1 protein-coding gene is annotated in these 313 nt (G+C 69.6%); it reads right to left on the bottom strand.

Annotated elements, in window-relative coordinates:
* Positions 1 to 313: transposase (locus PUR56_RS43665; protein WP_329951714.1), on the bottom strand; the 313-nt coding region annotated here is incomplete at both ends.

Here is a 313-nt window from a genome sequence, read left to right as displayed (position 1 = left end):
GAGCCAGGCGACGGTGCGCTCGATCACCCAGCGGTGCCGGCCGAGGCGCTGGGAGGACTCGATGCCGCGGCGGGCGATGCGGGCCGGGATCTGCCGCCGGCGCAGGTAGGTGCGGATGAAGCGGTGGTCGTAGGCTTTGTCGGCGTGCAGCTTGCCGGGTCGGCGTCTCCTGGGTCCGCGTCGCGAGCGGATCGGCGGAATGGCGTCGACGAGCGGTATCAGGGCCTGGCTGTCATGGACGTTGGCTCCGGAGATCGCGAGCGACAGGGGCAAACCGGTACGTTCGGTGAGCAGGTGGATCTTCGACCCGTAT

The organism is Streptomyces sp. BE303, assembly GCF_036290945.1.
Lineage (GTDB): Bacteria > Actinomycetota > Actinomycetes > Streptomycetales > Streptomycetaceae > Kitasatospora.
The sequence above is the reverse complement of the archived record's forward strand: the minus strand, read 5'-3'. Positions and strand labels throughout refer to the sequence as shown.